Raw genomic sequence first — 24,189 nt, forward strand, 5'->3', positions numbered from 1 at the left:
ACAGGGACTAGATTGAGGTCGTGTCCGACGCGCGAGTGAATCAGCCCACAACACCGCCGGCTGACGTGTTCGGTGCGCGGGGTGCCCATGTGCCGGCCCCCGCCACCGTGCACGACGCGCTGCCCGACACGCTGCTCCGGCGGGTCAAGCAGTACAGCGGCCGCCTCGCCACCGAGGCGGTCCACTCGATGCAGGACCAGCTGCCCTATTTCGGCGACCTCGACGCCGCGCAGCGCGCGAGTGTGCAGCTGGTCGTGCAGACCGCGGTCGTGAACTTCGTCGAGTGGATCCAGGATCCCGAGGGCAACGTGAAGTTCACGGTCCAAGCGTTCCAGGTGGTACCGCAGGACCTCGCCCGCCGCATCACCCTGCTGCAGACCGTCGAGATGGTCCGCGTGGCGATGGAGTTCTTCGAGAAGTGGCTGCCGCTGCTCGCCCGGAACGACGCCCAGCTCCGTGCACTCACCGAGTCGGTCCTGCGCTACGGACGGGAGATCGGTTTCGCCGCAGCGGCGATCTACGCCTCGGCCGCCGAGTCGCGTGGCGCCTGGGACTCCCGACTCGAGGCCCTGGTCGTCGACGCGGTGGTTCGCGGCGACACCGGACCGCAGCTCCTCTCTCGGGCGGCCGCCCTGAATTGGGATTCGGACGCCCCGGCGACGGTGATCGTGGGCACTCCGCCGCCCGAACAGAACGTCTCGGTGCCACTGGCCATCCACAACACGGCACGGCAGTTCGACCGGTCGGCGCTGTCGGTGGTCCAGGGCTCGGTGCTGGTCGCGATCGTGAGCGGACCGGCACGGCCGACGGAGAAGTTCGTCTCGGCTCTCCTCACGCACTTCGCCGACGGCCCGGTGGTCATCGGGCCGACCATGCCGAACCTCGGCAGCGCCCACACCAGTGCCGCCGAGGCGATGGCCGCGATCGAGGCGGTGGTGGGCTGGCCGAGTGCACCGCGACCGGTCCACAGTCTCGAACTGTTACCCGAACGTGCACTCAAAGGTGACGAGTCAGCGGTGACCGCTCTGGTCGAATCGGTGGTCCGTCCGCTGTCGGCGGGAGGCTCCACTCTGACGACGACGCTCGAGGCCTATCTCGACTCCGGCGGATCGGTCGAATCCTGCGCGCGCGTTCTGTACATACATCCAAATACGGTCCGGTACCGGCTGAAGAAGATTGCGGAAATCACACGGCGCGACCCGACGAACCCCCGCGACGCGTATGTACTACGGATCGCGACGACCGTCGGTCGTTTGACACACTTACGGCACAAAACGGAGTCTTCTGCCCCATAGGCCACACGAGTAACATGTCCGATTCGCCATTTATGCTGATATGAGCCTTAAGAACACGTTTCGGTAACGAATCTCAGCCTGATGACGAAGCAGGTGGCACTTCGGTGAAGTTTGTGGGAACCCTACAAAACCCTGCGACAAGGTTCATGCTTCTCTACACCCACATAGGGCGGGGAAAGGGTGTTCTCTGGTCACGTGCTTTCGTTGCTTGCTCCCGGCCAGGGTTCCCAGACACCCGGCATGCTCACGCCGTGGCTCGACCTGCCCGGTACCCGTGATCAGATCGCCACGTGGTCCAAGCTCACTCAACTGGACTTGGAACGACTCGGTACCACCGCCACCGCGGAAGAGATCACCGACACCGCGGTGACCCAGCCGCTGGTCGTGGTCGCCGCCCTGCTCGCCTTCGACGAGGCCCGCAAGAACGGCGAGCTGCCCGCGGACGCGGTCGTCGCCGGCCACTCGGTCGGCGAGCTCGCCGCCGCCGCCATCACCGGTGTGATCTCGGCCGACGAGGCCGTCACCCTCGCCGCGATCCGCGGTGCCGAGATGGCCAAGGCCTGCGCTCTCGTACCGACCACCATGGCCGCCGTTCTCGGTGGCGACGAAGCCGCCGTGCTCGCCCGCCTCGAGGAACTCGAACTCGTCCCGGCCAACCGCAACGCGGTCGGCCAGATCGTCGCGGCCGGAGCCGTCGACAAGATCGACGAGCTCATCGCGTCCCCGCCGGAGAAGGCCCGTATCCGCAAGCTCGCGGTCGCCGGCGCCTTCCACACCCACTTCATGGCTCCGGCGCAGGACGCCGTCGCCGCGGCGGCCGCGAAGATCACCCCGTCCGACCCGAATCGCACGTTGCTGTCGAACTCCGACGGGCAGCCTGTAACGAATGGCTCCGAAGCACTGACAAAACTGGTGGGCCAGGTGACCAGGCCGGTCCGCTGGGATCTCTGCTCGGCGTACCTGCGTGAGAACTCGGCCACCGCCGTCGTGGAACTGCCGCCGGCGGGCACGCTCGTGGGGATCGCCAAGCGCGAGCTGAAGGGCACCCCATCGCTGGCGCTCAAGGAGCCCGGCGACATCGCGAAGATCACTGAACTTGGATAGCGGTCGCGGTTAGTCCGCGACCCCCGGAAGATCGGCCCCGACGCCGATCTGTCCAAGCGCGCGGACTCTCTCGGGTCCGTCCTGCGCTCCGGAAACTCATCTACCCGATACACGGAAAGGGAACCACACAGTGGCTGCCACCCAGGAACAACTCATTGCCGGCATCGCCGAGATCATCGAGGAAGTCACCGGCATCGAGCCGTCCGAGGTGACCCTCGAGAAGTCGTTCGTCGACGACCTCGACATCGATTCGCTGTCCATGGTCGAGATCGCCGTCCAGACCGAGGACAAGTACGGCGTGAAGATCCCCGACGAGGACCTGGCCGGTCTGCGCACCGTCGGCGACGCCGTCTCGTACATCCAGAAGCTCGAGAGCGAGAACCCCGAGGCTGCGGCTGCCATCAAGGCTCAGGTCGAGGCAGACCAGAACTGATGAGCTCCCCCTCCCTCCGCGACTACTCGACGCTGGGTGGGAACTTCCCGAGCGTGGTCGTCACCTCCATGGTGGCGACCACCTCGCTCGGCGAAGATCTCGACTCGACGTGGAAAGCACTGCTGGCGGGTGAGTCGGGCATCCGCGTCCTGACCGACGACTTCATCACCAGGTACAACCTGCCGGTTCGTATCGGCGGTCGTCTGCTGAAGGATCCGACCGACGAGGTCACCCGAGTCGAGGCCCGCCGGATGGCCTATGTCGAGCGCATCGCCCACGTGCTGAGCAAGCGTCTCTGGACGCAGGCCGGCGAACCCGAGGTCGACCCCGACCGTCTCGCCGTGGTCGTCGGCACCGGTCAGGGTGGCGGCGACGCGATGGTCGACGCCGTCAAGGCCATGGAAAGCACGGGCAACTACCGCAAGGTGTCCCCGCTCGCCGTGTCGATGGCCATGCCCAACGGTCCGGCCGCCGTCGTCGGTCTGAACGTCGGCGCCCGCGCAGGCGTCATCACCCCGGTCTCGGCGTGCTCGTCGGGGGCCGAGGCGATCGCACACGCGTGGCGCCACATCGTCATGGGTGACGCCGACATGGTCGTCACCGGTGGCGTCGAGGGACGCATCGACGCGGTGCCGATCGCGGCATTCTCGATGATGCGTGCCATGAGCACCCGCAACGAGGACCCCGCAGCCGCCTCTCGTCCGTTCGACAAGGACCGCGACGGCTTCGTCTTCGGCGAAGGTGCCGCGATGCTCATCCTCGAACGCGAGGAGCACGCTCGGGCCCGCGGTGCGCACATCCACGCGCGTCTCCTCGGCTCCGGCATCACCTCCGACGGATTCCACCTGGTGGCCCCGGATCCCAGCGGTCAGGGCAATGCCCGCGCGATGACTCGCGCCCTGCAGACCGCCGGTCTCCAGAAGTCCGACATCACCCACATCAACGCGCATGCGACGTCGACCCCGATCGGCGACACCGCCGAGTCCGCGGGCATCATCGCCGCCATCGGTCAGCATGCCGCGGTGTACGCACCGAAGTCCGCTCTCGGACACTCGATCGGTGCCGTCGGTGCTCTCGAGTCGGTCCTCACCATCAAGAGCGTCGAGGAAGGCGTCATCCCGCCGACCCTCAACCTCGAGAACCAAGACCCGGAATGCGACATCGACGTCGTCCACGGTGAGCCGCGCTACGGACAGATCGACTACGCGATCAACAACTCGTTCGGTTTCGGTGGGCACAACGTGGCGCTCGCCTTCGGTCACTACTGAGTCCTCGGCCTCCTCGCCGATCTCGGCAGCGCCCGAGACGAACCACGCCCGACACCCCTGGAGGAGACTGCGATGACGACCTTGGCTCCCATGCCCGGCCGCGAAGAAGCCGCCGATCCCCGCGACCCCCTGTTGCGGCTGACGAACTTCTTCGACGAAGGCACCATGTCGTTGCTGCACCCTCGCGACAAGTCCGGTGTCCAGGCCGCGGTCGGCCTGGTCAACGGCGTTCGCACGGTCTCCTACTGCACCGATGGCACCGTCATGGGCGGTGCCATGGGTGTCGTCGGTTGTGCTCACATCGTCAACGCCATCGACACCGCCATCTCCGAGCAGGCGCCGGTCATCGGTATCTGGCACTCGGGTGGCGCACGCCTCGCCGAGGGGGTCGAGGCGTTGCACGCGGTGGGTCAGGTCTTCGAGGCCATGGTCCGGGCCTCCGGGTACATCCCGCAGATCTCGGTGGTCGTCGGCTTCGCGGCCGGCGGCGCGGCGTACGGACCCGCCCTCACCGACATCGTGATCATGGCTCCGGCCGGTCGCGTCTTCGTCACCGGACCCGATGTCGTCCGCAGCGTCACCGGCGAGGACGTCGACATGGAGTCGCTCGGCGGTCCCACCACACACGGCAAGAAGTCCGGTGTCTGCCACATCGTGGCCGATTCCGAGCCCGACGCCCTGTGGCGCGCACGCCGTCTCGTCTCGACCTTCACCCAGCAGGGCCACTTCAACCGTGAGCTGGCCGCCGCCGGCGACACCGACCTCAAGGCCCTGCTGCCCGAATCCGCCCGTCGCGCCTATGACGTCCACCCGGTCGTCGAGAAGCTGCTCGACACGGCGCTGGCCGCCGACGGCGAGACCGAGATCTCGAGTTTCGAAGAGTTGCAGGCGAAGTGGGCGCCGAACATCGTCGTCGGATTCGGTCGGCTGTCGGGCCGCAGCGTCGGCGTCATCGCCAACAACCCGCTGCGCATGGGTGGGTGTCTGAACTCGGAGAGCGCCGAGAAGGCCTCCCGGTTCGTCCGCCTCTGCGACGCCTTCGGTATCCCCCTCATCGTCCTCACCGATGTCCCCGGTTACCTGCCGGGTGTCGGCCAGGAATGGAACGGTGTCGTCCGCCGCGGCGCGAAGCTGCTCCACGCCTTCGCCGAGTGCTCGGTTCCCCGCGTCACGCTCGTGACCCGAAAGATCTACGGCGGCGCCTACATCGCGATGAACTCGCGTGCGCTCGGTGCCACCGCGGTGTTCGCCTGGCCCGGTTCCGAGGTCGCCGTCATGGGTGCCAAGGCCGCCGTGGGCATCCTGCACAAGAAGGCACTCGCCGCCGCACCCGACGATGAGCGTGACGCCCTCCACGATCGCCTGGCCGCCGAGCACGAGGCCATCGCCGGTGGCGTGGGACGGGCCCAGTCGATCGGCGTCGTGGACGAGATCATCGACCCGGCCCGCACGCGCAGCATCATCGCCGAGGCACTCGCGGCTGCACCCGCCCGACGCGGTCGGCACAAGAACATCCCGCTGTGACCGCCTGACGGACCCACACGTCGACAGACATACGAAGAACGCCACCGGTTCTCACCGGTGGCGTTTCTCGTGTGTCCCTGAGATCGCGGGATGTACTCACCGCGCTCCCTGGGAAGTTCACGCTCCCTGAGTAGCCCCAGAGCTTGCGGAGGGCGCTCCTCAGCCGACCCGCTGCTGCAGCCAGGTGACCTCGGCCCCGGCACCGCCCATGCGGTACTGCTCGAGGGCGTCGTCCCAGGCCGTGCCGAGGGCGGCTTCGAGTTCGCCGGCGAGTCCGGCACGGTCGGGCTGCGATTCGATCAGCGAGCGCAGTTGGTTCTCGCCGACGATGACGTCGCCGTTGGCGCTGGTCGATCCGCGCCAGAGCCCGAGACCCGGCACGTAGCTGTAGCGTTCGCCGTCGACACCCTCGCTCGGGTTCTCGGTGACCTCGAACCGCAGCGCCGACCACTCGCGCAGAGCGGTCACCAAACGTGCCGCTGTCCCGACCGGCCCCGCCCAGTCGACAGTCGCACGCTGCATACCCGGCTCGGCGTCCTGTGCCGACCATTTCAGGTTCGCGCGTGCATTCAGGGTCGACGACAGAGCCCACTCCACATGCGGGCACAGCGCCACCGGCGCCGAGTGGATGTAGACCACTCCCGTTGTCATGTCCGCAAACTGGTTCAGATTGCGCACCTTTTCACCTCCGTTGTCGACGAGGAACGTCTTCCCCAACACACCTCGCGACTCCGGATATCACACTCGTGGGATTTATTGTGCCTCAAGATGCACGTGTTGCGCTAGTTTCTCGTGCGAGAAAACTTCATTTCTGTGACGAAAGTTCACTGACGACTCGATCGTTGAACTCACTCCACAACGGCTTCGCCCACGGTCCGAACGACCGGTCGGTGAGGACGACGCAGGCGGCCTGCAGGTCGGGGTCGACCCAGAGAAAAGTCCCAGCCTGGCCGAAGTGCCCGAAAGTCCGCGGCGAGTTGCCCGCCCCGGTCCAGTGCGGAGACTTCTTCGACCGGATCTCGAAGCCCAGGCCCCAGTCGTTGGGACGATGCCTCCCGTATCCCGGCACGAACCCGTCGAGTCCCGGGAACTGCACCGATGTCGCATCGGCGAGCGTCTCGGGGGCGAGGATCTGCGGTGCGAGGAGCTCCTGCGCGAAACGGGCCAGATCTGCGGTGCTGGATCGTGCACCGTGGCCGGCCGGTCCGTGGAGCTCGGTCGATTCGAGTCCGAGAGGCGCGCTGACGGCGTCGGCGAGGTACTCCGGAAACGCGATGCCCGCCGCCTGTTCGACGGTCTCGGCCAGGATCTCGAACCCCGCACTCGAATAGATGCGCTTCTCCGCGACCCCCGCCTCGATGTCCCGCGAGTCGAAGGCGAGTCCCGATGCGTGGGCCAGGAGATGCGCGACAGTGGCACCGGGCGGACCGGCGGGGTCGTCGAGTTCGACGGCCCCCTCCTCGACGGCCACCAGAACCGCCTCCGCGACGAGGAGTTTGGTGACCGAGGCGAGCTCATAGTCGCGAGCGGGGTCGCCGAATTCCTCGGCGACCCCGTCACGGGTGATGATCGCCGCCGACACATTGTCGACGGGCCATTCCGTCAGAGATTCAAGGACCGACACATCGGGTCACGTTACCCGTGGACGCGTGCCGGCCGGTGGGCACAGGGCTCACCAATCCTCTTCGGTGTAGCGGATGACACCGCGAATGTTGCGGCCTTCCAGCATGTCCTGGTAGCCCTCGTTGATCTGGTCCAGGCGGTACTGGCGGGTGATCATGTCGGCGATGTTGAGCTTGCCGATCTTGTACATCGAGAGCAGCTGCGGGATGTCGAGCTTGGGATTGGCGCCGCCGAAGATGGAGCCCTGCAGGTTCTTCTGCAGCAGCGTCAGCATGGCGAGGTTCAGGGTCACGTCGCTCTCGAGCATGTTGCCCATACCGGTCAGCACACAGGTGCCGCCCTTGCCGGTGATCCCCATCCACAGATCGACATCCTTGCCGTGGACCTCACCGACGGTGACGATCACCTTCTGGCACATACCGCCGTGGGTGGTCTCCGCGATGGCCATGGCGGCCTCTTCGACCGATGCGAATGCCGCGGTGGCCCCGAACTTCAACGCCTGCTCACGCTTCCACTCCACCGGATCGATGGCGAACACGTTGCGGGCACCCGAGATGACCGCCCCCTGCAGGGCTGCCGTACCGACGCCGCCGACGCCCACGATGGCCACGTCCTCGCCGGGGCGGACGTCACCGCTGCGGGTCGACGAGCCGTAGCCGGTGGGGACGCCGCAGCCGCACAGAGCGGCGACCTCGAACGGGATGTCCTTGTCGATCTTCACCGCCGACGCCTCGTGCACCACCATATAGGGCGCGAAGGTGCCCAGCAAGGTCATCGGGTAGACGTTCTCGCCGGCTGCCGTCTGGATGCGGAAGGTGTTGTCCGACACGGCTTCGCCCTGCAGCAGCATGGCGCCGAAGTCGCACAGGTTGGCCATGCCCGACTGGCACGACGGACACTTGCCACACGACGGGATGAACGACAGCACGACGTGGTCGCCGACCTCGAAATCGGTGACACCCTCGCCGACCTCGGCGACGACGCCGGCACCCTCGTGCCCACCCAGGATCGGGAAACCCGCCATGGGGATGCCACCGGTCACCAGATGGTGATCGGAGTGGCACATGCCTGCTGCTTCCATCTTGATCTTGATCTCGTGCGCCTTGGGGTCACCGATCTCGATCTCCTCGATCGCCCACGGCTTGTTGTTCTCGCGCAGCAGCGCACCTTTGGTCTTCACTGATCTCCTCCGTTCGACCCGGCAACGTCTCGCCCCGGGAGGTCTACCCGCGTCGTTGCCGACGCTTGTGACTGTAGTCACTCAACCACAAAATTGGAACGTGTCCTAGTCCGTGTTCCATCGACTCCCTACGCCGTTCGACGGACCGTCGAGACGCTGGAAACACGGCGACCTGGGCGCTTGGGAACACGCGCCCAGGTCGGAGTGTGTGCGCCGATCAGCGCGGGCCCGGACGGGCCGAAGAAACGATCGAAGCGGTCAGTTCGCCAGACCGGCGTCCTTGGACCCGTAGGTCTGACGCAGGGTCGGCTTGACGACCTTGCCACCGGCGTTGCGCGGCAGTTCCTCGACGATGACCAGGTCCTTGGGGTGCTTGAAGCGGGCCAGGTTCTCGTTCAGGTACGGCTCGAGGTCGGCGAGGGTCAGATCCTCGACGCCTGCGGCGGGGACGACGACCGCGACCGGCACCTCGCCCCACTTCTCGTGCGCGCGACCGATGATCGCCGCCTCGCTGATGCTCGGGTGACCGAACAGCACGTTTTCGACCTCGGCGCAGTAGATGTTCTCGCCACCCGAGATGATCATGTCCTTGGCGCGGTCGACGACGTAGAGGAACCCCTCCTCATCCTGACGCACGAGGTCGCCGGAGTGGAACCAGCCACCGGCGAAGGCGTCGGCGGTCCCCTGCTCGTTCTGCCAGTAGCCCTTCATCATGTTGGGTCCGCGGTAGACGATCTCGCCGACCTCACCCTGGGCGACGTCGTTGCCCTCCGGGTCGATGACGCGGGCGGTCACCGCGGGCACGACCTTGCCGATCGAGCCGATCTTGCGCAGGGCGTCCTTGCCTTCGAGTACGCAGGTGATCGGCGACATCTCGGTCTGACCGAAGACCGCGACGTTCAGCGCGTCCGGGAAGGTCTCGTTCATCGCGCGCAGCACGGTGTCCGAGGCCGGGGCCGCGCCCCAGCTGATCACGCGCAGCTTCAGGTCGCGCGGCTTGGCCTGCTGGGCGGCGCACACGGCCTGCCACTGAGCCGGCACCAGGAAGATCGAGGTGGTGCCCTCTCGCTCGATGGTGTCGAGCATGTCGTTCGGGTCGAACGCTCCGAGTGGGTGGATGACCGACAGTGCCCCCATGTAGAACAGCGGCGTCATGGCACCAAGCCCGGCGATGTGGAACATCGGCGCGACGCACGAGCCGATGTCGTCGGACCGGGTGTGCAGCGCCTGCATGCAGGTGGCTGCCTGCGCCTGCAGGTTGGTGTGGGTGAGCATGGCGCCCTTGGGCTTTCCGGTGGTGCCCGAGGTGTACATGATCAGCGCGACGGTCTCTTCGGGGACGTCGATCTCCGGCAGATCCGAGGAGTCCTCGGCGACGAGCGCCTCGTAATCGAGGTGGTTGTCCTTGTCGGATCCCCCCACGACGACGATGTGGTCGATCGCATTGGTCGAGGCCGCGACGGCATCGACGAGCGGGGCGAGCAGGGTTTCGGTGACGACGACCTTGGCGCCGCTGTCGTTGACCAGGAAGGCGATCTCGGCGGGGCTCATGCGGATGTTCACCGGCACCGGGATGGCGCCGATCAGGTTGGCACCCAACGTCGCTTCGACATACTCGGTGCGGTTGAGCAGGACGATGAGGATCCGGTCACCGAACCCGACGCCGCGACGGGTCAGCGCCGCGGCGAAGGCGCGGGTCCGTTCGTCGAGCTCCTTCCAGGTGGTGACCTTCCCGAGGAACTTCAGGGCCGGGCCGTCGGGGTTCATGAAGGCGTGGCGCTTGACCTGGTTGATCCAGTGGTTGCGGCGCGAGCGCAGCGGTTCGGTGGCGAGGTCGGTGACGGTGTCGACGGTCGCGGTCATACGATCGGTCTCCTTGTTGTCTTTCATCGTGTCGAGCGATGGGTGAAAACGTGTGTGGTGGTGAGTGTTCGGCGTGGGCCGAGGTTCACTTCTGGGCGCCCGCGAAGGCGGCGATGGCGGCCTGGAACTCCGGCGACTGCAGCAGTTCGGTCTGGCCTTCGAGTTCCCGCTCGATGGCCGCTTCGAAGCCGGACATCGTGTGTGCGTCGAGGGCCGACTTCGTCAGGCGCAGCGCGGAGCGGCTCTTGCCGGCCAGCTTCGCGGCGACCTTGTCGACAGCTTCGTCGAGTGCGGCGCGATCGTCGTAGACCCCGTTGATCAGGCCCGCGGCGAGAGCCTCCGGCGCGCGGAGCTTCTCACCGAGGAGGGCGAGCTCATTGGCGCGGACCCGGCCCACGGCCGAGGTGAACAGCATCGACGCGCCACCGTCGGGCATCAGACCGATGTTGATGAAGGCGAGCAGGAAGTACGACCGCTGGGTCGTGTAGATGAGGTCGGCGGCCAGAGCCAGCGAGGCGCCGATTCCCGCGGCCGGTCCGTCGACGGAGGCGATGACCGGGACCTGGACCGACCGCACCGCGCGCACGAGCTCGGAACCGGCGGAGATGATCCCGCGGGCCTGGTCGGGGTCGAGCCCCGACGACCCGTTGGCGGTCGACTGCGAGTTGATGGAGACGACATCGGCCCCGGCGCTGAAGCTTCCGCCCGCACCGTCGATCACGATGACCCGGACGTCGTCACTCGACGACCACTGCTCCATCGCAGCCCTGATGCCGAGGTTCGCCTCGGTGTCGAGAGCGTTCATCTTCCCCGGACGGAAATCGTCAGCCGCGCAACCCCGCGGTCGTCGACCGAGGTCACGATTGCGCTCTGGCTGGTCTCGTCGCTCACTGTTCTCCCCACTGGTGACCGGACAAATAGACACAGGTGATCCCATCTGTGCCATCGCCTAGATTTTTACCACAGTGCGACGCAGATCACGAGAATCTTGGTTAACTTATTCTCGCGTTCCAACGATTCTTCCTGGTGTTTTTGGTCGAGGCACCGGAATGTGTCTCGTGAACGTCGTATCCGGCTAGAGTGGGTCGCCATGACCGTGCGCCCGGGGACGCCGCCTTCCGAGACGTCCCAGACCGATGCTCCGGGCACCCGACGCCGCCGCCCCGCCGACCGGAGACGACTCATCGTCGACGCGTCGGCCAAGGCATTCAGTGACGGCGGCTATCACGCGGTCCGTCTCGAGGACATCGCCGACGCGGTCGGGATCTCCGCGCCCGCGCTGTACAGGCACTTCCCGAACAAGTACGCACTGTTCGCCGAGACGACCGCCGTACTCGCGCAGTCGCTGCGGTCCGCACTCGACGCGGTGGAGACCGGTGGCGACGACGAGCTGCGCTCCCTTCTCGTGGCGATCACGGCCGCCTCGTTCGAGAACCGTCGCAAGGGTGGCCTCTACCGGTGGGAGTCCCGGTATCTCGAGCCGGACGATCGCGCCATCGTCCGGGATGTCGTCGTCCATCAGCACCGGCGCGTCCGAGCGGCTGCGCGACGTCTTCGTCCCGGGCTCGGTGATGCTGACGCGAATCTGATCGCCGCCGCGATGACCAGCGTCGCCGCCAGTCCGACCACCCACCGCGCCTCGCTGCCCGCACGCGAGGTCACCAGCCTCATTCCCGACGCCGCGATGAGCCTCCTCGACGTCGACCTCCCCGATCCGGTGGAACCGGTGGCCTCCGGCGTTCACGGCCTCGCGCCGGCCGCGAAACGCGAGATCATCCTGACCGAGGCGATCAACCTCTTCGCGGCCCGCGGATTCCGCGACGTGACCATCGAAGACATCGCCCATGCCGCCGACCTACCGGCATCCGGCGTGTACCGCCACTTCCCGAGCAAGGTCGCCATCCTCGAGGCCGCGTTCTGGCGGGCGACCGATCGCGTCACCAGCGCCATCTCCGACGCCCTGGCCAACTCGACGACACCACGCGAGGCAATCGTCGGCATGGTTCACAGATACGTCCGGTTGACTTGCAGCACAACCGATCTGATCAGCGTCTACGAGACCGAGATCGGCCACGCCACCCCGGAGGCGCGGAACGCGCTCCGCAACCAGCAGCGCATCACCGTGGAAGAGTGGGCGACCTGGGTGAGCCGCGAACGCGAAAACCTCTCGATCACCCACGCCCGCTTCCTGGTGCACGCCGCGCTCAACGTCGTCACCGACCTGACGCGATTGAGACCACAACCCTCCCCTGAGCGCATCGAGGCGCTGTCGACGCGAATCCTGTTGGGAGAGAACGGCTGAGTCGAAGCCCCGCTCGTTGAGCCGACGCCGAGCGTCGTCCTGCCAGTTGAGCCGACACCGAGCGAAGCGAGGCGTCGCGTCGAAACCCCGCTCACCGCACCCCCTGCCGGTTGAGCCGACACCGAGCGACGCGAGGCGTCGCGTCGAAACCTGTTCGCCACCACACCCCACCGACCGGCTCAACCAGCATGGCGCGAGGTTTCGACGCGGTGGCTCGCTCCGCTCGCTACCGGCTCAACCAGCAAGCCCGACCGCCGCTTGACATAGGAGCCTTGAGTAGGCGACGAGCGCAGCGATGGGCCGCACCCCCTGCCGGTTGAGCCGACACCGAGCGACGCGAGGCGTCGCGTCGAAACCAGCCCTACAGCACCGCGAAGTCGTCCATCAGCCAGCGACCGTCGTTCTGGACCAACGTCACCTTCACCCGCGACTGGTACGGGAATCCCTCGGGGAACTGTTTCGCGGTCTGCGGCGACTTGATGGTCTGATCGAGGGTGACGAGCACGACGGCCTTTCCCTCGTCGAGGGACATGATGCCGGCGTTGTCGGCTTTCGCGGTTGACACCGCTTCTGCCTCGGTGGAGCCGCGACGGGCGTCCTGCGAGGACTCGATGTAGGTCTGGGTGAACGCGGGGGTCGAGATCTCCCGGATTCGACGGTCGAGGTCCGAATAGTCGGCCGAGTTGTAGGTCGTGATCTCGGTGGCGTACTTGCGGGCGGTGTCGAGGATCGTCGTGTCGATCGTGCTGACCGCGGTGTCGGCCCGGCGGTCGGCGTCGACGTAGGCGACGGCCAGGACCGCGGTCGACGCCGTGAGCACAACGGCGACGGCCGTCAACGCGACGACCGCCCACGTCTTCTTGCCGAGACCGGTCGCCCAGCCGGTCCAGCGATTGTTCTTGCTGGTGGCGGCTTTCCGGTCGAGCTTGCGGGGTGTGCGGTCCTCAGCGGACTCCCCCGTGGCCCGTGCTTCCGTGCTGTCCGGCTCGGTCTCGCCCTCGACGACGGCGTCGTCTGCTTCCCTACGATGCCCCGCCTTGCGTGCGGCCTTTGCCGCCCTGGCCTCCGCCTCGGCCCGGAACTTCTCCCGGTTCGTGCGGTTGGCCTGCAGGAACTGCTCGCCGTCGAGCGGGGTCACGCCATCTTCGACGTCGGTCGTCGCCGGGGTGGCGTCGGGGGCGTCGGAGGTCTGACGAGGCTTCGGCATGGGTTCAATGTAGCGATGCCGCGTCGGGCACTGTGTCCGGCGTCATATGACCGGCAGATCTCCGAGGCTGCCGAGGTCCAGTGACACCCACTGCTCGGGATCGAGGTACAGCTTGGTCTGCGGGCCGTGCTCCTTCTCCGCCATCTCGATGTACGGTTCGACGGCCTGCGGCGGGAGGTACCGAGAGGCCAACTCGCGCAGGTCGTCTCGGGTTCCGGCGACCATGTCGACGGCGTTGCCGGACACCGATACGTACTTCAGCCGCGGCGACACCTCGTCGACCATGAGGGTGAACCGTCCCGCCGCCCGGATGAGATTCAGCTTCCGGGACTCGGTGCCGGTGAGCACCCACGGTCTTCCGCCGGGTGTGTAGTGGTACCAGATCGGCACCGTCAGCGGCGCCCTCCCCGGTTCGGCTTCCACAGACAGCGCCGCGACATGCGGTTCTGCCAGAAACGCTTCTCGTTCGCTCTTGCTGAGTGCCATGTCCCGACGGTAAACCCGACCTCTGACACCCGCGCCCGATTCGCTCGGTCCGACCCTACTTCCAGGGAGCGAGCACCTCGGTCGCCCGTTCGGCGAGCACCTTCTGGAACAGCGGGCCGAAGCTCACGCGTCCGACGCCGAGCGCGGCGAGTGCCGCCTTGTTGTTCTTGGTCGGGTGCCCGATGGCGTTGACCGGAAGCGGCAACTCGTCGGCAAGTCTCTTCTGCGTGGCGTCGTCGTGGAAGCCGACCGGGTAGAGCACGTCGGCTCCGGCCTCCGCGCAGAGCTTCATCCGGGCGATGGCACGGTCGACGCGGTCGGACTCGTCGCCGACCTGCTTGATGAACAGGTCGGTGCGGGCGTTGATGACGACGTGGACATCGGTGGCGTCCGACGCTGCGCGCAATGCGCCCACGAAGTCGGCGTGTTCCTGCGCCTCGCGGAGTCGGCCGCCTTCGCTGTGGACGGTGTCCTCGATGTTGAGGCCGACGGCCCCGGCGTCGATGAGTCCCTCGATCAGCGTCTTCGGGTCTTCGCCGTAGCCGGATTCGATGTCGACGGAGATCGGGACGTCGACTGCTGCGGTGATCTGTTTGATCCGAGTCGTCAGCTCGTCGAAGGCGATTCCCTCGTTGTCGGGTTTGCCGATCGAATCGGAGACCGGGTGACTGCCGACGGTGAGTGCGGTGAACCCGGCGGACACCGCCAGGTTCGCCGACCATGCGTCCCACACCGTCGGCAGGATCACCGGGTCGCCCGGTTTGTGGAGTTGGAGCAGAGTCGCGGCCTTGTCGGCTAGTTCCGTCATGACCCCTACAACTACCCCGCTCGCAGCAGACATTCCGGGGCTTGGCGAAAAACTACTTCCGCCAGAACAAATGGTGGGTGACTCCGCTGGGACTCGGGATCGCCTCGTGCTCGAAGCGATCCTCCAGGTCCTCCGGCGAATCCCACAGGCGCAGTCCGTTCCCATAGGTGACGGGCGCGACCGCGATGTGCAGCGTGTCGATGAGATCGGCGTCGAGGAACTCCCGCACGGTGCTGACGCCGCCACCGATCCGGACGTCTTTGCCGTCGGCTGCCGCTTTCGCCTTCTCGGCTGCCTCCGCCGGTGTGGCGTCGAGGAAGTGGAAAGTGCTCTCACCCAGGGTGAACGACGGTCGGAGGTGGTGAGTCAGGACGAACACCGGGGTTCGGAACGGCGGTTCGTCGCCCCACCACCCCTGCCAGTCGTGGTCGGTCCACGGGCCGCGCTGATGACCGAACTTGTTGCGGCCCATGATTTCCGCGCCGATGTTGTGGGTGAAGTCCCGGGTGAAGTAGTCGTCGAGGCCCCGGGTCCCGCCGGGATCGGTGCGGTTGGGCCAGCTGGCAGTGGCGCCCGCCCACGACATCAGTTCCCAGGGCTCGACGGTGTCGCCGAAGGGCCTCTCGAAGGTCTGATTCTCACCTGCACCGATCCCGTCCTGCGAGACCGCGAAATTCTGCACTCTGAGTAGCTGCGGCATGGTTTGTCGTTTCCTGTCGTCGTCCGGCATGAGGGATCTATGCAGGACAGACTCACCACCGCAGCGGAACTCATCGGTGGGACGGCAGGTCGGGCCAGCCCCGGCAAACCCACCCCTTTTCGACATTTCCACCCCGACGCGCGCGGCGGTGATTCTGCCGAAAAAGGGTGGTTTTGCGGGCCCACGAAGAAGCCCGCCACCTGCTGTCGCAAGTGGCGGGCTGTCGTTGTTGCTCCCCCAACTGGACTCGAACCAGTGAACGAAGCGGAGTGCCGATCGGGCCGCTAGTCAGCGATTTCACGTCTGTGACCTGCCAACACGCTTGACAGTAGCGCCGGAAGAGCCCGGAAGCAAGCGGCAGATTATGTAGGCTGATTCTGCACGTATTCTGCACGCCGAGAGGGTTTCGCATGGCACAGAGACGGACCCGGCGCGCATTCGGCGGACTCCGCAAGCTTCCTAGCGGCCGGTGGCAAGCCAACTACACCGGCCCCGACGGGGCACTGCACAAAGCGCCATCGACGTTCGAGACGAAGCTCGACGCGGAGGCGTGGCTCTCGGACCGTCGCCGCGAGATCGACCGGGACCTCTGGAACCCAGTCGATGCTGACCGCCCCGTGGTCCCGCTCTTCGGCGATTACGCCGACGAATGGCTCGACACCCGCACAGTCCGCGGCCGGCCACTCAAGACCCGCACCCGCGACCACTACCGCGAACTACTCAACAAGCACCTCGTGCCCGAGTTCGGTGACTCACCCCTCGATGCCATCACGCCCGCGATGATCCGCCAGTGGCACGCCCACCTCCTCCCGACCAAGGCCACGATGCGGGCGCACGCCTACAGCCTGATGCGGACCATCATGTCCTCGGCAGTGAGCGCCGAGTACATCGACGCCAACCCATGCCGGGTCGAGGGTGCCGGGTCAGCCCAGCGGAAGTCACGCACAACGCCGGCGACAGTCGAAGAACTCATGACCATCGTGGAGAACATGCCCGAACGGCTGCGCCTCATGGTGCAGTTCGCCGCCTGGTGCGCCCTGCGGTACGGCGAACTGATCGAGCTGCGTCGAAGTGACATCGACCTTGCCCAAGGCACCGTGTCAGTCACGCGCGCAGCGATCAGACGTGCCGACGGTCAGTACGTCGTGACCACGCCCAAGTCCGAGGCCGGCGTCCGCGTGGTCCACATGCCACCCCACCTGATCCCGCTCGCTACCGAGCACCTCGAGCAACACGTCGGCCGCGGACGCGATGCGCTGCTATTCGAGGCCGGCAACGGCGGGTACCTCACCCCGACCTCGCTCTATCGCTGGTACTACCCCGCCCGACGGGCCGCAGGCCGCGACGATCTCCGGTTCCACGACCTCCGCCACACCGGCGCGGTCCTCGCCGCCCTCACTGGTGCCACGCTCGCGGAATTACAACAGCGACTTGGACATTCGACGGTATCAGCCGCGATGAAGTATCAGCACGCCGCGAAAGGTCGCGATCGAAAGATCGCCGAAGCGCTATCGCTGCTAGTAGCAGTACCGGACACGCCGAACGAGTAACTTGCCGATCGCGGAAAACCGTGCTGTTCTTGTTCTAGACACGGAAGATTGTGTCGGACAACTGAACACTAACCCGCTAGACCCGAGTAGGTATCGCGTCAGGGATCAGGTCAGCCGCCGTTTACGGCCCCTCCCCGCGTCGAGTGAGCGACAACCGATTTCCCAAACGGTCGAACGGCGTTGGAGGCCCTTCGGGCCCCTCCTTTAAAGACCCTGGTTGGTCGGCCGATTTCCCCTAAGGCGAGGAGAACGTCGAGCAGAACCACAGCACATCTGTGGCGAAGCTTGGTGTTCTCCATTTTTCGTCTTTGGAGGTTCCGGTGGGAAAGACCGCCGCCTTGCCCCGACGCTGGGCATCAATCAACACAACCGCCGACTATCTCGGCGTCAGTGATCGCACGATTCGGCAGATGATTGCTGACGGACGAATCTGCGGATACCGCAACGGCCGCAAAGTGATTCGAGTCGACCTCAACGAGGTTGATGCTGCAATGAGGCCCTTTGGCGGTGCCGCATGAGGCACGCCAACTACGAGCAGATCGAAGACCACGCGGATCTCGGGCTCGCTGACGACGGCGACACCGTTGGCGGTGACGTGGAATGACCCAGACAAGACGAAACCCCGGCGCTGGCGGGCGGACCGGGGCTCGACGAAAATCCACGTGGGAGCGGGATTACCACCAGTCTAGCCCCGATGCCCGCACAACGTCACCGACCGCCGACGAAATCTACGAACGCGCCGTCGTACAGGCAGCGACCGACCTCGGCTACACCGTGTCGATCCCATGCCGCGTCTGCGGGCACCCGCTGACAGCACCGAAATCTGTTGCAGCGGTGGTAGGTCCGAAGTGTCGACGCAAGGCGGTGCGCCCATGAGTGACGCCTACACCGAGGTCCGTGCGTACGTCCAGCGCATCGTTGGCACGCACGGCGGTCCTGCGCCCGCAGCCGGATCGCCTGCATGGTGCGATCTTGCCGACAGCGACCGGGCGAAGATGCTCGCGGTCCTGCACGCCGGCACCCGCGCCGTCCTCGAGGACTGCGTTGCCGCAATCGACGACCGCCGCCGGGAGTCAAAGGCTGCAGCGGTAGAGGTCGCCCAGGCTGAGGACTGGTCGGCCGTGGCCCGTCGGGTCCGTAACCGAGACCAGGCGCTGCGATCCGGCGCGTACGTCGAACGGCGGGTGAGCGTATGACCGACTTCTGGGAAGCCCGCCCTGTTCTGCGTCACATCCGCGACTATGCCCGCGCGAGCGGCGCCGGCCCCGTCGCTGTTCTGGCTGGCGTCATCGGCAACGCCATCGCATCCACCGATCCCGACCTTCAACTCCCCGACGGCGGATCGCTCAACCTGTGCATCGCGTTCGTCGGCCAGTCAGGAGCAGGGAAGGGACGCGGCGAACGAGCCGCGCAGCACGCGGTGCGATTCCCGCGCGGCGGCAACGTCGAACGGTGGTCGATCGGTTCAGGCGAAGGACTCGCCGCTCTGTTCGCTACTGACAAGGACGGCAACCAAGCGTGCCGCTCCGCTGTCATCGACGTTCACGAGGTCGATGGTCTTGCCGCGCTCGCCAAGCGGCAGGGGTCGACGATCATGTCGACTATCAGACAGGTCTGGTCCGGTGAGCCCATCGGACAGTTGAACGCCGCGGCACGCCGATATGCGCCCGCGCACTCCTACCGCGCCATCATCTCCGTGGGGGTCCAGCCTGAGCGCGCCGAGGCCCTACTCGGAGACCGTGCGGGCACCGCACAACGGACACTCTGGGTGCCCGTCAGCGATCCTGACGCACCCCGCGCGAGACCTCCGCTCCCAGATCCGATCTCGGTCGAGGTCGATGGGGTCGGTGGGACTATCGAAATCCCGGACGTTGCCCGTGACGCTCTGGCTGAGCATCGCTGGCATGTGCTCACCGACTCAGGCGAAGTGGACCCGCTCGACGGACACGCAATGTTCACCCGATTGAAGGTCGCCGCCGGGTTCATGCTTCTCGACGGACGCACTGACGCCATCACCGACGAGGATTGGAAGCTGGCCGGTGCCTTGATGCGCCGATCGACCCGGACCCGTGAGCAGATTCAGACCGTTATGAGTGACGCCGCGCGCCGCTCGAATCGTGCGAAGGCGCACGCCGTCGCTGAACGTGACGAGGTGGTGTCCGAGCGCAAACTCGAACGCGCCAAGGCCGGCGTTCTTAGGTGGCTCGAACGTGACGGGGAGCTACCCCGAAATGAGTTGCGGTCGCGGGCTCGGTCGGACTGGCGTGACCAGGTTTCCGCGGCGTTGGCCGACCTCGTCGCCAACGGAACGGTGACCGAGATCCGGGTCGACCGAGGGACCCGCTATCGGCTCGCTGGGCGGTCCACCCTGGACCGGGGGTCCACCCACGAAAACCCCAGTTCAGAGGGGGTGGACCGTGCGTCCACCCTGGACCCCAGCGCTGCCAAGTCACCTGGGGAAACGATCCCCGGCGACACCACCGAAAACACCCCGGGACTCACCCCGAGAGTCCTCGAAATCCTGAACCAGGAGCACTGACCATGACTGACGACGAATTCATCACCGAGGCAGACCACATCCTCCAACGTCGGATCGACGCCCAGCACGACGCCGACCTCGACCTGATCGAGTCAGGTGCCGCGGCCGCCCGACAACTCCTCGCCGACCTCGAACGCCACCGCGATGAGCAACCAGACAAGCTCGCCGAGATGCGGTCTCAGGCCGACACCGAACGCGACTGGACCCGCATCCACGAACCGTGGTCATCGACCCTCGGCGCGATCCCCAGCTACCGCACCGACGGCGAGACAGCAGAACTGCACGGCATCCTGTCGATGCCCTCGATCGCCGCGAAGGAAATCTGGGGATGCCGGCTCGCGTTCGACGTCGCCTCGTCCGACCGGCCCGCCAACGACATCGTGCAGGACTACTTCGGCGACATCCGCGACACCGACCACCTGATGTTGGTGTTCGCCGCGGCGATCGACACCCTCGCCGATCACGTCATCAAACCGATGCTCCAGGTCGTCGAGGAACGCGGCGGGGACTACGAGATGCGAACACGCCTCGCGGACGCCGCCCGCAATGCCTGGGCCACCCGAATCGGGAAGGTGAGCGAATGAGCGCGCACTACGGCCGGTCGGGGTGTCCGTGGCCCACCCACCGTGCGAAGCAGCGGGCACAACGGCGCCAGCGCAACGCAATCGGCCGCGCGAACCCGCGACCGGAGGGCCGCAGAATCTGGACAACCGCGGAGTTGAACCCAGCGGTCGTTCATGCTGACGAGCGCAGGCCGGGATGAGCCGCGCAACGGGCGGCCGTCGAGACGGCGGCGAACTCGGTCTGCTGGCCGCGATCCTGCGGGGCATGCCGAACCTTCGCGGCGCGGCGTGCGTCGGATCACCCGGCCTGTTCGACCCCCGCGACCCGAACGAGGACCCAGACGACACCAGGTTCCGTCATGAGGCGGCGGCCCGTATGTGTCGGAGCTGCCCGGCCCTCGACGCGTGTCGCGACTGGGCGAGTTCTCAGCGCGGTCAGGAGTCGGCAGTCGTCGCCGCTCGGACACCGAAAGGCCCGGGCCGATCGTCGAGAACTCGGTGCGCGTGATGGTGACCCTGACCGCCGCGCAGGCGCAAACCGCGTTGTGGGCCATCGAGGAGCTACGGCGCCGGCGGCGCCTGGTCGGGCAACCGGTTCCGCTGGCACTCGCCAACCTTCACCACCACCTCATCATGTCCGCACACGGACCTTCACCCGAACCGACTGCACCACAATCGAAGTCAAGACCCATCGAGGGGATCGACGCCCAGGAGGCGGCGACCATCCTCGGCATCACCCCCCGGCACGCACGTCGACTCGCAGCCGACCTCGACGCCCAGCGCATCGCCGGCCGCTGGGTCTTCAACCGACACACCGTCACCGAATACGCCGAAGGAAGAACCCGATGACTGCACCCACGCCCGCTCCCCGCAAGACCAAGGACCCACTGTCCGCTCTCGTCGCCGGAGTCGAGCAGATGCTCTCCGAGCTCGACGACGACGCCTGGCAGCAGCTCGTCGCCCGCGTCCGCCCACCCGCCGACACCGAACCGAAGACCGAACCGAAAGCCGCCGCCACCGACTACCCGGCGTCCTGGGGTTACGGCGCGAAGGGCACCAAGTGAGCACCGCAACCGCAGGCGACATCGCCAACCTCGTCGAGCAAACCACCGGCCTCGGCGGCACCATCCCCACCGAACTCGTCGACATCATCGCCACCATCGACGCCGTCAACCACTGGGACCCACCCCAGCCCGGAGACCTCGCCTCCCTCTGCCGTCGCGGCGACCTCACCGCCGACAACGCCGGCAGCGTCCTCGACGCCGCCCTCGTCCAACCCAACCGGCAACCCGGCGACCTCAAGATCACCGCCAAACACGAACTCACCCAACGGTTCGCACACGTCCTCGCCGGACCCGCAGGAGACGAACTCGTCGAATCCCTCCGGCCCGCGTTCCAGCAGGCGTGCACCGCAGTGGCTGACGCCGCCAACATCGTCGCACCGGGTGACCGAGTCGACATCCTCACCGACGCCGACGACAACACCATCCGGGCATGGCAGGCCCTCGGCGAACACAAGGTCACCCTCGACCGAATCTCCGCGGTCGTCGACATCCTCACCGACCGGTTCGAAGTCCTCGGAGTCCCGCAACCCTGGCACGTCGGCAACGCCATCCGGGCAGCCATGTACACCCCCAACGCCGACCACCTCGCCCTCGTTGCTCGAGCACTGCTCGCACCCAACGGGACCGGCGGGGCACGCGCCGGCCGATGGCACTCCACCGCCGCCGCTCTCACCCTCAACACCCCCAGCGCGGCGCGCTCCATCCTCGACACCGCCCACCACACCCACCTCGAAGAGGTTGCCGCGGAACGCAACAACGTCCAGACGAACGAGGCAGCTACCCGACCCGGTCGCACCGCCGCCTGAAAGGACACCCGATGACCAACGAATCGAAACCACTGTTTCGGCCGGCCGCCGCCATAACCGCCCGAGCCACCACCGCAGTCACCGGCAGTCGCCTCGTCGCACCCAGCGGCACCTACGACGGCAACTTCCCCGTGACCCACTGCGGCGACGGAGCCTCACCACTCGGAGTCGCATCCGCCGACATCCCGTCCGGGCAACTCGGAACCCTACTGCGAGAAGGAGTCGTACCCGTCACCGCAGGCGCCGCCGTCACCGCCGGTCAGTCCCTGCAGTCCGACGCCCAAGGCCGCGTCGTCCCACGCACCACCGGCCGAACAGTCGGCCTCGCAGTCGCCAACGGCACCACCGGACTACCCACCTACGTCGCCCTCAGCATCACCTAGACCCCATCGGCATCGTGGCGTCAACCCGACCCAACGTCGGCAAGGCGTAGCCACGACCGCCCGTTGTTAGCGCGAGCCGCGACCTGCGCCACGATGCCGACCCAACCACCCCGAAGGAACCCCATGCCTGCCAGCCACCACTGGGGAACCGGCAGCAGCCGACGCACCAGCACCACCGACCACCGCAACCGCCGCCAACGAGTCCTCAACCGCGACAAACATCAATGCCAAATCCGCACAGAACATTGCATCAACACCGCGACCATCTGCGACCACATCGTGAACGTTGCCAGCTTCGCCAACCCAGCCGACGCCGAGACCGACGGCAACTGCCAAGCCGCGTGCGTGCCCTGTCACAACGTGAAGACACTCCAGGAAAGCGCCGCCGCGAAAGCCCGCAGACGAGCTCAACTCCGACTCCCTGCCGAACCCCACCCCGGAGCCACACCATGACCACCCCAGGGGGATGGCCCAGCCCCACCCACACGCCGCAGCCGGGAGACATGGCTATTCCGGGTGGGCGCATGCATGATGCCCAGCCCCAGACCCTCGCGGCTGTTGCCGCAGGTGGGAGGCGGTTGTGACCCCTCGGAAGACGCCCGGTTCGCGCCTGGTTGAGTCCCTGCGCGGCCTGCTTGAGGACGGCTACGAGTTCGACGAGGCCGAGGAGCATCTGCTGTCGATGCTCGAGGCCGAGACCGATCGGGTGGCCGCGTTGCGGGCCGTCCTGGCCGCCGAGCTGGCCAAGGCGGAGGTGTCGACGCGGCGGGTCACCGAGCTGTCCGCCGAGATCCGGCTGTTGGAGAAGCAGGTCGGTCAGTGGGCGGCGTCGTTGCGGCCCAAGCAGACCGCGGCGAAGTCGTGGACGCATCAGAAGGCTGCGAACACGCGCTGGCGCACCGGCGGCGGCCCGGGCCTCGCAGCCCTCTGACCAACCCCGATGGGAGACAGCGATGAGTGACGAGTACCCCGACCTCTGGAAGCCGTCGGCCGAACGTCGATCCGAACCGGTCCAGCGTCACGTGTTTACGTCGACCGGCTCCGGGAACCGGTTCCCTCTCACGGTCCAGCCCGGCCCGAGCTACCCGGCGTCCTGGGGATACGGCCCCGAGGAGGTCGTACTCGACGGAGTCGTCGAGGTGTTCGACCAGGACGGCGACTGATGCCGCGCCGTGCCGGCGGGTCGTCGGAGTTGCGGGACTTGCTCTCCGCTCACCACGCCTACGAGCGCGAGCGGTGGGATGCTGCCGCGGTGGTGAACTGGGAGCGCCGGCGGCCTGAGACTCGTGGACCGCGACCCGAACCTCGTGGGGTCAGCGACTTCGAACGCGCCCTGCGCGCCGGCGCTGACGTGCCGGTGTCGTCGGGTCAGCTGTTCCGGGCCCTGCAGTGGGCTGGTCGCACCTCCGACGCCGGCCGGTTCAGCTGGCGGGGACACGATTTCAAGTCTCGGTTCGTGGTCCGCGGTACCCGGCTCGAGCCGGCCTGAGA

The 24,189-nt window shown here is 66.8% G+C and carries 28 protein-coding genes and 1 pseudogene; 20 read left to right on the top strand and 9 right to left on the bottom strand.

Annotation, left to right across the window (positions count from 1 at the left end; all coding sequences use genetic code 11):
• The first annotated feature begins 20 nt into the window (after window positions 1-20).
• The 5 genes from IHQ52_RS18840 to IHQ52_RS18860 all read left to right on the top strand — a co-directional run bounded on the left by IHQ52_RS18840 (window position 21) and on the right by IHQ52_RS18860 (window position 5,624).
• The gene (locus IHQ52_RS18840) at window positions 21-1,295 is read left to right on the top strand and encodes a PucR family transcriptional regulator (RefSeq protein ID WP_006434906.1); all 1,275 of its coding nucleotides are present in this window, start codon (window positions 21-23) and stop codon (window positions 1,293-1,295) included.
• Window positions 1,296-1,490: 195 nt separating this feature from the next.
• Complete coding sequence (locus IHQ52_RS18845) at window positions 1,491-2,399, top strand: ACP S-malonyltransferase (RefSeq protein ID WP_006434905.1); 909 nt, start codon at window positions 1,491-1,493, stop codon at window positions 2,397-2,399.
• A 130-nt stretch (window positions 2,400-2,529) separates the two neighbouring features.
• Window positions 2,530-2,832, top strand: a complete 303-nt coding sequence (acpM, locus tag IHQ52_RS18850; protein WP_006434904.1) for a meromycolate extension acyl carrier protein AcpM — start codon at window positions 2,530-2,532, stop codon at window positions 2,830-2,832.
• Window positions 2,832-4,100 (top strand): KasA/KasB family beta-ketoacyl-ACP synthase, encoded by a 1,269-nt coding sequence (locus IHQ52_RS18855; protein ID WP_006434903.1) that lies wholly within the window; start codon window positions 2,832-2,834, stop codon window positions 4,098-4,100. The genes acpM and IHQ52_RS18855 overlap by 1 nt, the downstream gene beginning before the upstream one ends.
• Window positions 4,101-4,172: 72 nt before the next feature.
• Window positions 4,173-5,624 (top strand): acyl-CoA carboxylase subunit beta, encoded by a 1,452-nt coding sequence (locus tag IHQ52_RS18860; protein WP_006434902.1) that lies wholly within the window; start codon window positions 4,173-4,175, stop codon window positions 5,622-5,624.
• 159 nt (window positions 5,625-5,783) lie between these two features.
• Here the strand turns inward: IHQ52_RS18860 and IHQ52_RS18865 are convergent, their stop codons facing one another.
• From IHQ52_RS18865 to IHQ52_RS18885, 5 genes and pseudogenes are all read right to left on the bottom strand, one after another.
• On the bottom strand, window positions 5,784-6,302 hold the full coding sequence (locus IHQ52_RS18865; protein WP_006434901.1) for a DUF3145 domain-containing protein: 519 nt from the start codon (window positions 6,300-6,302) through the stop codon (window positions 5,784-5,786).
• Between the two features lie 127 nt (window positions 6,303-6,429).
• Complete coding sequence (locus IHQ52_RS18870) at window positions 6,430-7,248, bottom strand: serine hydrolase domain-containing protein (protein WP_006434900.1); 819 nt, start codon at window positions 7,246-7,248, stop codon at window positions 6,430-6,432.
• 48 nt (window positions 7,249-7,296) lie between these two features.
• The gene (locus tag IHQ52_RS18875; protein WP_024500437.1) at window positions 7,297-8,427 is read right to left on the bottom strand and encodes an NDMA-dependent alcohol dehydrogenase; all 1,131 of its coding nucleotides are present in this window, start codon (window positions 8,425-8,427) and stop codon (window positions 7,297-7,299) included.
• Window positions 8,428-8,685: 258 nt separating this feature from the next.
• Window positions 8,686-10,290 carry a fatty-acid--CoA ligase FadD5 gene (fadD5, locus tag IHQ52_RS18880; protein WP_006434898.1) on the bottom strand — a complete coding sequence of 535 codons (1,605 nt, stop codon included), beginning with the start codon at window positions 10,288-10,290 and terminating at the stop codon, window positions 8,686-8,688.
• A gap of 85 nt (window positions 10,291-10,375) precedes the next feature.
• A pseudogene (locus tag IHQ52_RS18885) lies at window positions 10,376-11,181 on the bottom strand (enoyl-CoA hydratase-related protein).
• Window positions 11,182-11,380: 199 nt separating this feature from the next.
• Here IHQ52_RS18885 and IHQ52_RS18890 point away from each other — a divergent pair.
• Window positions 11,381-12,592, top strand: coding sequence for a TetR/AcrR family transcriptional regulator (locus tag IHQ52_RS18890; RefSeq protein WP_238063719.1), 1,212 nt, complete (start codon window positions 11,381-11,383; stop codon window positions 12,590-12,592).
• Window positions 12,593-12,953: 361 nt separating this feature from the next.
• Here IHQ52_RS18890 and IHQ52_RS18895 read toward each other — a convergent pair whose 3' ends face one another.
• Genes IHQ52_RS18895 through IHQ52_RS18910 form a run of 4 tightly spaced genes read right to left on the bottom strand, consistent with a single transcriptional unit; the run spans window position 12,954 to window position 15,793 of the window.
• The gene (locus tag IHQ52_RS18895; RefSeq protein WP_238063720.1) at window positions 12,954-13,799 is read right to left on the bottom strand and encodes a hypothetical protein; all 846 of its coding nucleotides are present in this window, start codon (window positions 13,797-13,799) and stop codon (window positions 12,954-12,956) included.
• 42 nt (window positions 13,800-13,841) lie between these two features.
• Window positions 13,842-14,285 (bottom strand): pyridoxamine 5'-phosphate oxidase family protein, encoded by a 444-nt coding sequence (locus tag IHQ52_RS18900; protein WP_006434894.1) that lies wholly within the window; start codon window positions 14,283-14,285, stop codon window positions 13,842-13,844.
• Between the two features lie 55 nt (window positions 14,286-14,340).
• Complete coding sequence (locus tag IHQ52_RS18905; protein WP_238063721.1) at window positions 14,341-15,093, bottom strand: isocitrate lyase/PEP mutase family protein; 753 nt, start codon at window positions 15,091-15,093, stop codon at window positions 14,341-14,343.
• A gap of 52 nt (window positions 15,094-15,145) precedes the next feature.
• The gene (locus tag IHQ52_RS18910; protein WP_238063722.1) at window positions 15,146-15,793 is read right to left on the bottom strand and encodes a dihydrofolate reductase family protein; all 648 of its coding nucleotides are present in this window, start codon (window positions 15,791-15,793) and stop codon (window positions 15,146-15,148) included.
• A 410-nt stretch (window positions 15,794-16,203) separates the two neighbouring features.
• On the opposite strand from IHQ52_RS18910, the gene IHQ52_RS18915 reads away from it, so the two are divergent.
• The 14 genes from IHQ52_RS18915 (at window position 16,204) to IHQ52_RS18975 (ending at window position 24,187) form a co-directional block, all read left to right on the top strand.
• Window positions 16,204-17,343: a tyrosine-type recombinase/integrase gene (locus IHQ52_RS18915; RefSeq protein ID WP_238063723.1), complete on the top strand. Its 1,140-nt coding sequence runs from the start codon at window positions 16,204-16,206 to the stop codon at window positions 17,341-17,343.
• A gap of 320 nt (window positions 17,344-17,663) precedes the next feature.
• Window positions 17,664-17,861, top strand: coding sequence for an excisionase family DNA-binding protein (locus tag IHQ52_RS18920; RefSeq protein ID WP_238063725.1), 198 nt, complete (start codon window positions 17,664-17,666; stop codon window positions 17,859-17,861).
• 82 nt (window positions 17,862-17,943) lie between these two features.
• Entirely contained in the window at window positions 17,944-18,219 is a 276-nt protein-coding gene (locus tag IHQ52_RS23800) for a DUF6011 domain-containing protein (RefSeq protein WP_420871204.1), read from the top strand.
• Window positions 18,216-18,539 carry a DUF2742 domain-containing protein gene (locus IHQ52_RS18925; protein WP_238063727.1) on the top strand — a complete coding sequence of 108 codons (324 nt, stop codon included), beginning with the start codon at window positions 18,216-18,218 and terminating at the stop codon, window positions 18,537-18,539. Before IHQ52_RS23800 ends, IHQ52_RS18925 begins: the two co-directional genes overlap by 4 nt.
• A complete protein-coding gene (locus tag IHQ52_RS18930) occupies window positions 18,536-19,882 on the top strand; it encodes a hypothetical protein (protein WP_238063730.1) in 1,347 nt (448 codons plus the stop codon). The genes IHQ52_RS18925 and IHQ52_RS18930 overlap by 4 nt, the downstream gene beginning before the upstream one ends.
• Window positions 19,883-19,884: 2 nt before the next feature.
• Window positions 19,885-20,466 carry a hypothetical protein gene (locus tag IHQ52_RS18935; RefSeq protein ID WP_238063732.1) on the top strand — a complete coding sequence of 194 codons (582 nt, stop codon included), beginning with the start codon at window positions 19,885-19,887 and terminating at the stop codon, window positions 20,464-20,466.
• A 486-nt stretch (window positions 20,467-20,952) separates the two neighbouring features.
• Window positions 20,953-21,294, top strand: a complete 342-nt coding sequence (locus IHQ52_RS18940) for a helix-turn-helix domain-containing protein (RefSeq protein WP_238063734.1) — start codon at window positions 20,953-20,955, stop codon at window positions 21,292-21,294.
• Window positions 21,291-21,509, top strand: a complete 219-nt coding sequence (locus IHQ52_RS18945) for a hypothetical protein (protein WP_238063736.1) — start codon at window positions 21,291-21,293, stop codon at window positions 21,507-21,509. The genes IHQ52_RS18940 and IHQ52_RS18945 overlap by 4 nt, the downstream gene beginning before the upstream one ends.
• Window positions 21,506-22,315 (top strand): hypothetical protein, encoded by an 810-nt coding sequence (locus IHQ52_RS18950; protein ID WP_238063738.1) that lies wholly within the window; start codon window positions 21,506-21,508, stop codon window positions 22,313-22,315. Before IHQ52_RS18945 ends, IHQ52_RS18950 begins: the two co-directional genes overlap by 4 nt.
• Before the next feature lie 11 nt (window positions 22,316-22,326).
• Window positions 22,327-22,698: a DUF2190 family protein gene (locus IHQ52_RS18955; RefSeq protein ID WP_238063740.1), complete on the top strand. Its 372-nt coding sequence runs from the start codon at window positions 22,327-22,329 to the stop codon at window positions 22,696-22,698.
• A 123-nt stretch (window positions 22,699-22,821) separates the two neighbouring features.
• Window positions 22,822-23,151, top strand: a complete 330-nt coding sequence (locus IHQ52_RS18960) for an HNH endonuclease (RefSeq protein ID WP_238063742.1) — start codon at window positions 22,822-22,824, stop codon at window positions 23,149-23,151.
• 127 nt (window positions 23,152-23,278) lie between these two features.
• A complete protein-coding gene (locus IHQ52_RS18965) occupies window positions 23,279-23,629 on the top strand; it encodes a hypothetical protein (RefSeq protein WP_238063744.1) in 351 nt (116 codons plus the stop codon).
• Between the two features lie 22 nt (window positions 23,630-23,651).
• A complete protein-coding gene (locus IHQ52_RS18970) occupies window positions 23,652-23,861 on the top strand; it encodes a hypothetical protein (RefSeq protein ID WP_238063746.1) in 210 nt (69 codons plus the stop codon).
• Entirely contained in the window at window positions 23,861-24,187 is a 327-nt protein-coding gene (locus IHQ52_RS18975; protein WP_238063748.1) for a hypothetical protein, read from the top strand. The genes IHQ52_RS18970 and IHQ52_RS18975 overlap by 1 nt, the downstream gene beginning before the upstream one ends.
• Window positions 24,188-24,189 lie beyond the last annotated feature (2 nt).

This window comes from Gordonia amicalis (genome assembly GCF_022059885.1).
Classification (GTDB): Bacteria; Actinomycetota; Actinomycetes; order Mycobacteriales; family Mycobacteriaceae; genus Gordonia; species Gordonia amicalis.

Coding starts and splice junctions, on each gene's coding strand:
- IHQ52_RS18855 (WP_006434903.1), top strand. CDS start 2,832: ATGAGCTCCCCCTCCCTCCGCGACTACTCGACGCTGGGTGGGAACTTC.
- IHQ52_RS18860 (WP_006434902.1), top strand. CDS start 4,173: ATGACGACCTTGGCTCCCATGCCCGGCCGCGAAGAAGCCGCCGATCCC.
- fadD5 (WP_006434898.1), bottom strand. CDS start 10,290: ATGACCGCGACCGTCGACACCGTCACCGACCTCGCCACCGAACCGCTG.
- IHQ52_RS18890 (WP_238063719.1), top strand. CDS start 11,381: ATGACCGTGCGCCCGGGGACGCCGCCTTCCGAGACGTCCCAGACCGAT.
- IHQ52_RS18895 (WP_238063720.1), bottom strand. CDS start 13,799: ATGCCGAAGCCTCGTCAGACCTCCGACGCCCCCGACGCCACCCCGGCG.
- IHQ52_RS18900 (WP_006434894.1), bottom strand. CDS start 14,285: ATGGCACTCAGCAAGAGCGAACGAGAAGCGTTTCTGGCAGAACCGCAT.
- IHQ52_RS18905 (WP_238063721.1), bottom strand. CDS start 15,093: ATGACGGAACTAGCCGACAAGGCCGCGACTCTGCTCCAACTCCACAAA.
- IHQ52_RS18910 (WP_238063722.1), bottom strand. CDS start 15,793: ATGCCGCAGCTACTCAGAGTGCAGAATTTCGCGGTCTCGCAGGACGGG.
- IHQ52_RS18915 (WP_238063723.1), top strand. CDS start 16,204: ATGGCACAGAGACGGACCCGGCGCGCATTCGGCGGACTCCGCAAGCTT.
- IHQ52_RS23800 (WP_420871204.1), top strand. CDS start 17,944: ATGACCCAGACAAGACGAAACCCCGGCGCTGGCGGGCGGACCGGGGCT.
- IHQ52_RS18925 (WP_238063727.1), top strand. CDS start 18,216: ATGAGTGACGCCTACACCGAGGTCCGTGCGTACGTCCAGCGCATCGTT.
- IHQ52_RS18930 (WP_238063730.1), top strand. CDS start 18,536: ATGACCGACTTCTGGGAAGCCCGCCCTGTTCTGCGTCACATCCGCGAC.
- IHQ52_RS18935 (WP_238063732.1), top strand. CDS start 19,885: ATGACTGACGACGAATTCATCACCGAGGCAGACCACATCCTCCAACGT.
- IHQ52_RS18940 (WP_238063734.1), top strand. CDS start 20,953: ATGGTGACCCTGACCGCCGCGCAGGCGCAAACCGCGTTGTGGGCCATC.
- IHQ52_RS18945 (WP_238063736.1), top strand. CDS start 21,291: ATGACTGCACCCACGCCCGCTCCCCGCAAGACCAAGGACCCACTGTCC.
- IHQ52_RS18955 (WP_238063740.1), top strand. CDS start 22,327: ATGACCAACGAATCGAAACCACTGTTTCGGCCGGCCGCCGCCATAACC.
- IHQ52_RS18960 (WP_238063742.1), top strand. CDS start 22,822: ATGCCTGCCAGCCACCACTGGGGAACCGGCAGCAGCCGACGCACCAGC.
- IHQ52_RS18970 (WP_238063746.1), top strand. CDS start 23,652: ATGAGTGACGAGTACCCCGACCTCTGGAAGCCGTCGGCCGAACGTCGA.
- IHQ52_RS18975 (WP_238063748.1), top strand. CDS start 23,861: ATGCCGCGCCGTGCCGGCGGGTCGTCGGAGTTGCGGGACTTGCTCTCC.